The 8624-nt window shown below is 70.8% G+C and carries 4 protein-coding genes and 1 pseudogene; 4 read left to right on the forward strand and 1 reads right to left on the reverse strand.

Annotated elements, in window-relative coordinates:
• Nucleotides 1-241: 241 nt before the first annotated feature.
• Nucleotides 242-1672 (reverse strand): cytochrome P450, encoded by a 1431-nt coding sequence (locus ACGFIW_RS18955; RefSeq protein ID WP_393317417.1) that lies wholly within the window; start codon nt 1670-1672, stop codon nt 242-244.
• 383 nt (nt 1673-2055) lie between these two features.
• On the opposite strand from ACGFIW_RS18955, the gene ACGFIW_RS18960 reads away from it, so the two are divergent.
• The 4 genes and pseudogenes from ACGFIW_RS18960 to ACGFIW_RS18975 all read left to right on the forward strand — a co-directional run.
• The gene (locus ACGFIW_RS18960; RefSeq protein ID WP_393317068.1) at nt 2056-2748 is read left to right on the forward strand and encodes an LmbU family transcriptional regulator; all 693 of its coding nucleotides are present in this window, start codon (nt 2056-2058) and stop codon (nt 2746-2748) included.
• A 111-nt stretch (nt 2749-2859) separates the two neighbouring features.
• Nucleotides 2860-7476: an amino acid adenylation domain-containing protein gene (locus ACGFIW_RS18965; RefSeq protein ID WP_393317071.1), complete on the forward strand. Its 4617-nt coding sequence runs from the start codon at nt 2860-2862 to the stop codon at nt 7474-7476.
• 12 nt (nt 7477-7488) lie between these two features.
• Entirely contained in the window at nt 7489-7872 is a 384-nt protein-coding gene (locus ACGFIW_RS18970) for a VOC family protein (protein WP_393317074.1), read from the forward strand.
• A 61-nt stretch (nt 7873-7933) separates the two neighbouring features.
• A pseudogene (locus ACGFIW_RS18975) lies at nt 7934-8134 on the forward strand (MbtH family protein); the annotation flags it as partial.
• Nucleotides 8135-8624: the final 490 nt, after the last annotated feature.

An 8624-nucleotide genomic window follows, 5' to 3' on the forward strand; every position in this document is an offset into this window, starting at 1 on the left:
TGGGTCTTCGCCGACCAGTGGACGCAGGCGCAGGATCTGATCAACCAGACCATGCTGGGCAGTCCGGTTGGGCAGTTGGCCTACCAGCCGGTCGGCGACCTGCGGCTGGCCTTCGGCAGTGCCAGCGGGGCCGCGACAGCGGCCCCGCCGACCCCGACGACAAAGCCGAGGTCTACCGGCAACTCGGACTCCGACTCACCTACCAGACCGAAACGCGAACGGTGCGCGCGAAAGACCGAGGCTAGCCAACCGGCGGCCCTGATCGGCCTCCTTTTCCTCGGTCGGCTCGACGAGCTCCCGAAGCACTCGCGCTTACCGACCCCGAGGTAGGTACGAACGAGCGCCAGGTTTCCCCGTCCTGGGCGGCGACCGTTACCTCAACTCGAGGAGACGGCAACAAACGATTGCCGAGCAGCCCGGGATTCGGCTCGATGCGCTGACCGGCGACAAGGTCCAGCCGGAAGCGCTGAACTATGCCGCCGACCACGGACCGGAACGCGTGCCGGGCCAGTGACTTGCCGATGCAGGACCGCTCGCCGGTGCCCCAGGGCTGGAAGGCGCCGCTCGGGTAGGTCAGCCCGCGAAGGAAGCGCCGGGGCCGGAACTCGAGCGGCTCCTCGAACGACCGCACGCTGCGTTGCGTCACCCAGGGCACCAGCAGCAGGGGGGTGCCAGCCGGTAGCAGATGGCCACCGACCTCGATCGGGCTGATGGCCCCCTTGAACTCCCAGGCCGCCGCCGGATAGAGCCGCATCGCCTCGTTGAGTACGGCCTCCAGGTACGGCAGTCGGCGGGCGTCCTCGGGGCAGGGTATCCGGCCGCCGAGCGTGCCGTCCAACTCGTCGACCAGTTCGCGGGCCGGCTCGGGGTTGAGCGCCAGCAGCAGCAAGGCCCACACCATCGCCGACGCCAGCGAGGTCAGGCCCGCGAAGTGCAGTTGCAGCACAAAGTCGCGGACCAGCGCGGGCTGCGGGGGCAGGCCCGCGTTCTCGAGCTCGGCGATCATCGCCTGAGCCAGTGAGTAGCGAGTCGGCCGGACCCGGCCGCCAGCGATCGCGGCGATCCGGGCGTCGATCGCTGCTCGGCCGGCCCGCAGGTCGGCACGCCGCGCGAGCCCCGGCACCGGAAACGACAGGTAGGTGGTGGCGATGCGTTGGGGAGTCGACTCCAGGACGTCGATGTAGGTGTCGACCGCGGCGTCGACCTCCGGCGCGACGGCCGCGATGTCGGCACCGAACATGTACGTCTTGAAGATGCGGCGGGTGAGCGCTGTGATCTCCGGCAGCAGGTCGAGCCGGGTGCCGGGCCGCCAGGTGTCGACCAGCCGCTGGGTCTCGTCGATCGCGACCGTGGCATAGGATGCGAGGGAATCCTGGCCGAGGGCGCGGTGACAGATGCGGCGGTACCGCGCGTGATCCTTCCCCGTCGAGTTTAGCGGCCCGCGGCCCTGGATGTCGTCGCGCGGTCGCATCTCGATGCCGGCGGCACCGGCGATCTCGACCCCTCCGCCGAGGGCCTGGTGGACCGCCTCGACCTCGCCCGGACCGAACACCGCGATCACCCGGCGACCGTTGAGTGGCAGCGCCACGAGGTCGCCATAATTGCGGTGCGCCCGTTCGAGAGACCGCAGGGGACGACGCAGAAATGCCCATTGCTCGCGCGGCAGCATCATGGGGTGCGGGCCTGGAATTGACACTACGGCATTCTTCACGTCCACTCCACCGGTTGAAAACGAATTTCCTCACGGCCCGGCGATCAGGCCCCCGTCACCACGAAACACAGCCGACGACCCATTTAGGGAATGACCGGATTCGGCCTGCGTAGTCCCATGATGACCCGCCGGCATGAGCCTGTCGAGCCCTCGCGTGCGCGGCGCGACGTGCGCGATGATTCACTTTACTCATTGACGAATTTCAGATATAGAAGCGCGCTATCACGGCCCACATCCGGTCGGTTGACGCGTCGTTTGGATGCTGCTACCTTCGAGACACTTCGATCTCTAGCAGATCGATAATCTTTAATGCAGAAATACCAACATCACCACCGGGGGTCTCCGTGTCCAACGTAGAGTTGACAAACACAGCCCGCCTCAATGGCTCAGCCCGGACGCAAACCGACGAGACCGCGCCCCAGCCAAAGCTGATTCCGCAGCTCCAACGGCGACAGGTACTCGTGACTCGGGTGGGACTCGAGATCCCGGCGGACACGACATTCGACGGCTGGAAAGCCGCTGGGCAGCAGTTGTCCCGGATCGTGGACTCGTCCGCGTGGTGCCTCGGCGATTGGCTGGTCTACGGCAAGAGCCGGTACGCCGACCGTTACCTGCACGTCATTCAGCTCGCGAACCTCGATTACCAGACGCTGCGAAACTACGCGTGGGTTGCTCGGCGGTACAGCATCGAGCGCCGGCGTCAGTCGCTCAGCTTCCAGCACCACGCGGAGGCGGCCTCGCTGCCCCAGCCCGAACAGGACCACTGGCTGGACGAGGCGGAAAAGCACGGCTGGTCGCGCAACCAATTGCGCCGGCAGATCCGGATGAGCCGCGCCGGCGAGGTGCGGTCGGCTCCGAGCAACGCGGTGCTGCCGCGGCTGTACGTTCCGGGCGAGCGGTTCCGGCGCTGGCGGGCAGCGGCCGACCACTCCCGCATCGACTTCGAGGCATGGATCCTCGACGCCCTGGACACGGCCGCCACCCAGACACTCACCGTCGACGATTCCGACACCGGCGAGGATCCCGCGAAGGCGTGAACGTGGCACCGGGCACCGGTGCGCCACGACGGCGATCCACGTGTCGCCAGCCATGTCTCGCCAGCGGGACAGGAGCCTGCCCGCCCACAGATCACGGCCCGGAGGTATGCGTTGCCCGACACGATCGACGACACGGCCGGCGTACCGCGGCAGCGCGCCAGCTTGAGCCCGGCCCGAGCCGCGCTGCTCCGGCGCTGGACGCAGGGCCGCTCCGCGACGGAGGTGGTGGTGCCCCGCCGCCGCGGCACCGGACCCGCCCCGCTGTCCTTCTCCCAGGAACGGCTCTGGATCTTGGACCGGCTGCTCGGCGCCGGTCACGCATACAACACTATCCCGCTGGCCGCCAGGCTTTCCGGGCCACTCGACGTGACGACCTTCGAGCGGAGTCTGGCCGCCGTCACCGCCCGCCACGAGGTGATGCGCAGCCGGATCGAGCTGGTCGACGGCGAACCGATGCAGATCGTGCTGCCCCACGTGCCGGTCGTCGTGGACACGGTCGACCTGCGCGCGGTGCCCGACCCGGCCGCCGAGGCGCTGCGACTGGCCCGTGCCCAGCGCGACGAGTCCTTCGACCTGGCCGCCGGGCCGCTCTTCCGCACCCGGCTCTTTCGCGTGGCGGACGACGAGCACATCCTGCTGCACCTGATGCACCACACCATCTCCGACGGCTGGTCGGACGACATCCTGATCCGGGAGATCGCCGCGGTGTACCAGGCGCTGGCCGACGACCGGACCCCGGATCTTCCCGCGCTGCCCATCCAGTACGCCGATTTTGCGGTGTGGCAACGGCAACGGCTGACCGGTGAGCGCCTCGACCGGTTGCTCGACTACTGGCGCGACCGGCTCGGGGACGCACCTCGCGCGCTGGACCTGCCCACCGACCATCCCCGGCCGGCCATTCAACGCCTGATCGCCGAGACCCGGACGGTACGGGTGCCTGCCGGCGTCACGGGACGGCTGAAGGCGCTCGCCCGCGAGGCGGACGCGACGCTGTTCATGGTCGTGCTCGCCGCGGCGGACGTGTTGCTGGCCCGCTACACCGGGCAGACCGACATCGTCGTCGGCACACCGGTGGCCAATCGCACCCAGTCGCAGACCGAACGCCTGATCGGTTGCTTCGTCAACACCCTCGTGTTGCGCTGCGACCTGGACGGCAACCCCACGTTCCGCCGACTGCTGGGCCGGGTCCGGCAGGTGGCGCTGGGCGCGTACCACCATCAGGAGTTGCCCTTCGAGCGCCTCGTGGAGGAGCTGCAGCCCGACCGGGACAGCAGCCGCAGTCCGCTGTTCCAGGTAATGGTCGCGCTGCAGAACAGCCCGCCGGCCGACCTGACGTTCGGCTCCTTCCGACTCAGCCCGATCGAGCTGGACAACGGCGTGGCGAAGTTCGACATCACGATCGACCTGCGGGAGTTCGAGGGCGAACTGGTCGGACGCATCCAGTTCGACGCCGACCTGTTCGACCCGCAGACCTGCGACCGGATGTCCGCGCACCTCGGCACGCTCCTGGCCGGCATCGCGGCGACGCCGGACGCGGCGATCGCCGACCTGCCTCTGCTGGACGAGGCGCAGCTGGACATGTTGACCCGGCAGTGGAACGACACCGCCGCCGACCACGACCTGGAGCCGTTGCACCACACCATCGAGCGGTGGGCGACCACCCGGCCCGACGCGATCGCGGTGACCGCCCCGGACGGCCAACTGACCTACCGGGAGCTGAACGCGCGCGCGGAGCGGCTGGCCGCGCGGCTGCGCCGGGCCGGTGCCGGCCCGGACGTGCTGATCGGGCTCTGCGTGCAGCGGTCGGTGCTGCTGCCGCTCGGCATCCTCGGCATCCTCAAGGCCGGAGCGGCGTACCTGCCGCTGGATCCCGCCCATCCCGCCGAGCGCATCGGGTACATGCTGCGGGACGCCGCCGTGCCGCTGGTGGTGAGCACCACCGACACGGCCGGCTACCTGCCCCGGCCGGGTCCGCCGACGCTCCTGCTGGACGAGGTGCCCGAGCGACCGCCGCCGGCCGTGCCGGTCGCGCCCGCCGGCGGTCCGACCGGGCTGGACAACCTCGCCTACGTCATCTACACCTCGGGCTCGACCGGACGCCCGAAGGGCGTGATGATCACGCATCGCGCGGCGGCGAACATGATCCGTTCGACGCTTGACGACATCGGCACGCTCGACGGCGATGCCGTGCTGCAGTTCGCCACGGTGTGCTTCGACGTGTCCGTACTGGAGGTCTTCGGCGCGCTCTGTTCCGGTGCCCGGCTGGTCGTCCCGGACGGCGAGACGGTGCTCAACCCGGCGGCGCTCACCGGACTGGCCCGGCGCGAGCAGGTCACCGTCGCCGACATTCCGCCGGCCGTGCTGCACATGCTCGACCCGACCGCGATGCCGTCGCTGCGCATCCAGTTCATCGGTTGCGAGGCGTTCAGCGGCCCGCTGGCCACCCGCTGGCAGCAACCCGGACGTCGGCTCATCAACGGGTACGGGCCGACCGAGGCGACCGTGATGATGACGCTGATGGAGCTCGACGAGCCGTACGAGCGGATGCCGCCGATCGGTCGTCCCATGCCGAACCACCAGGTCTACCTGCTCGATCAGTGGCTGCGCCCGGTGCCGGTCGGCGTGCCGGGCGAGCTGTACATCGGCGGGACGGGTCTGGCCCGCGGCTACCTGAACCGGCCCGGCCTGACCGCCGACCGCTTCGTCCCGGACGGCTACGGCGCGACGCCCGGCGCACGCCTGTATCGCACCGGCGACCTGGCGCGGTACCGGGCGAACGGGGTCCTCGAACTCGTCGGCCGGGCCGACCGGCAGGTGAAGATCCGTGGCCTGCGCATCGAGGTCGGCGAGATCGAAACCGTGCTCGAGCAGCACCCCACGGTGTCCCGGGCCGTGGTCGTGGTCCGCGAGACGCCGGCCGAGTCCAAGCACCTGGTGGCGTACGCCCAGCCGGAGGCCGGCGAGACGGCGGAGCCGGGCGGGCTGCGCGACTGGCTGCGCGGGCGCCTGCCCAGTTACATGGAGCCCCGGTTCATCGTGCCGGTCGACGAGTTGCCGCTGATGCCCAGCGGCAAGGTGGACCGGGCGGCCCTGCCCGACCCGGACAAGCTGGTCGCAGCGGCCGATCAGCCGCACACGGCACCGCGTACCGACCTGGAACGCATCCTGCTGGAGCAGGTCTTCGGGGTTGTCCTGGGCACCCGGGACATCGACGTGAACGAGAGCTTCTTCCAGCTCGGCGGCAGCTCGTTGCAGCTTGCGCAACTACAGTCGCGCATCGTCGAGACGCTCGACGTGGAGATCCCGTTGCGTACGCTGTTCGCGATCCCGACCGTGGCCGCCCTCGCCGTCCACCTCGCCGGTCTGGTGCCGGCGGACCGTACGGTGCCGGCGCGGGACCTGGCCGATGGCGAACGGGTTCCGCTCACCGCACAGCAGCGGTGGCTGTGGCGCACCGGGGGCCGCTACAACAAGCCGATGGCCGCCCGGTTGCGCGGCTTCGTCGATCCCGAGGCGGTGGCCGGGGCCATACGCCAGGTGGTGGCCCGGCACGAGACGCTGCGCACCACGTTCGACACCGACGGACCGGAGCCGGTCGGGGTGGTGCATGCCGACCTTGCCCCCGACGTCGCCGAGGCGGATCTGTCGGACACCGACTGGAGCGCCGTCGTCGAGGCATTCGCGGCGGAGGTCGCGTACACCTTCGATCTGCGGCACGGCCCGCTGGTGCGGCTGCGGCTGCTCCGGCTGGCCCCCTACGACCACCTGCTCCTGGTCACCGTGCATCCGTTGCTGTGGGACGGCTGGTCCCGTGCCGTACTCGCGCACGAGCTGCTGTCCTTCGCCGACGCGGTCACGGTGGACGAGCCACCTGCCGCGCTGCCGATCCAGTACCGGCACTACGCGTACGAGCAGGCGCACGAGACGGCGAACGCCGACTCCCTGGCGTACTGGACCGGGGTTCTGGCCGACCCGCCCGCTCCCCTGGCGCTGCCCGGGCGGCGCGCGACGGCGACGCCGGCCGCCGCCCCCCGACCCGCCGCCGCCCCCCGACCCGGCGCGGCGCACCGGTTCGCCGTCGACGAGGAGGTGACCGCCGCCCTCGACGGCGTGCAGCGCGAAACCGGTGCGTCGATGTTCGTGCTCACGTTCACCGCCTTCGTCGTGGCCCTCTCGGCGCTGACCGGCGAGCAGGACGTGGTGGTCGGCGTGCCGCTGGCCAACCGGGTCCGGCCCGGCACGGCGGCACTCGTCGGCAACTTCGTCAACACCATGCCGCTGCGGATCGACCTGACCGGACCCGTCAGCCTGCGCGACGTGCTCGACCAGGTACGCGAGCGGGTGGCCGAGGCGTACGCCCACCAGGAGCTTCCGGCCGAGGCGTTGTGCCTTGCTCTCGACCCGGACGACGCCCGCCTCCCGTTCGGCATCACCTTCGATCTGCTGACCGAGGCGACCCGGCTGCGGCAGGCCCCCGGTGTCGACCTGACACCGGTGGAACTGGACACGGCGTATGCGGACTTCGACCTGACGCTCGCCATGGAGCGGCGGCCCGACGGCCTGCACGGCACGGTGAGCCACGCGACGGACGCCTACCCGACCGCCACCGCGGCCGAGCTGGCCGACCGGTACGGAGCGGTGCTCAGCGCGCTCGCCCGCGATCCGGCTACCGCCATCGCGTCACTGCGTGGCACCGCGCAGACCGTCGTGTCGGATCTGTCCACATGAAAGACTGCCCGCATGGCAGAACTGCACGATGTCGTCGTCGACTGCGAACATCCTGCCGCGCAGGCCCGCTTCTGGGCCGCCACCCTGGACGGGTACCGGGTGGCCCCGTACGACGAGGCCGAGCTGAAGCGACTGCGCGACAACGGCATCGACGATCCCGAGGACGATCCGACCGTGTTGGTGGAGTCGGACCCGGGAGTGCGCCCGCGCTTCTGGTTCCAGCTCGTTCCGGAGAAGAGGACCACGAAGAACCGGGTCCACGTCGACCTGCGGGCCGACGACCGAACGGCCGAGGTGGCCCGCCTGGTCGGCCTGGGAGCGTCGGTGATCAGCGAGCTCGACGAGTGGACGGTGCTGGCCGATCCGGAAGGCAACGAGTTCTGCGTGCGCGACTGACCGTCACCGGCCGCCGGTCCGTCCGCCGCCTGTCTGCGCAGTGGCACCCGAGGAGGAAGCGATGGACGAGCAGGTGGAGCACGAGTCCTACCAGGTCGTGCGCAACGACGAGGAGCAGCACTCGATCTGGCCCGAGCAGCGCCCACTGCCGGACGGCTGGCATCAGGTCGGATTCGTCGGCGGCAAGGACGCCTGCCTGGCCCACATCGAGCAGGTGTGGACCGATATGCGGCCGCTGAGCCTGCGCCGGTCCATGGCCGCGGCGCCGGCACTGCCCGCCGGGGAGCCCGCCGACGAGGGGCCGGACCTGATCACTCGGCTCTCCACGGGCGAACACCAGGTGGAGGTGGTGCTCCGGCCGCAGGCCGACCCGGCCCGCCTGCGCGACGCGATCGACGCCCGATACGTACACCTGCGGTTCCCCGGCACGAACGGCGGCACCGAGCTGGGTGTGCGGCTCACCGCGGAGACCGACGTGTCGGCGGCGGACTTCGCGTCCGGCACCGGCACCGTCACCCTCATCGGCACGCTGACGCTCGACTTCCGGGCGGTCACCTGCCGGGCGCAGGTCGACGTCGGCACGCTCGCCGGGCGGGGAGGTCTGCGGGACGCCTGATCCGCGACGCGGCGGGGGGGCCCCCCCCCCCCGCCGGGGGGCGCCGGGGGGGGGGGGGCCGGCGGGCGGGGGGGGGGGCCCGCCCCGCGCCCCCGCACCACGCCCCCCCCCACCCCCACCCCGGGGGGGGGCAAAA

The organism is Micromonospora sp. NPDC048935, assembly GCF_043197875.1.
GTDB lineage: Bacteria > Actinomycetota > Actinomycetes > Mycobacteriales > Micromonosporaceae > Micromonospora.

Coding starts and splice junctions, on each gene's coding strand:
- ACGFIW_RS18955 (WP_393317417.1), bottom strand. CDS start 1,672: ATGATGCTGCCGCGCGAGCAATGGGCATTTCTGCGTCGTCCCCTGCGG.
- ACGFIW_RS18970 (WP_393317074.1), top strand. CDS start 7,489: ATGGCAGAACTGCACGATGTCGTCGTCGACTGCGAACATCCTGCCGCG.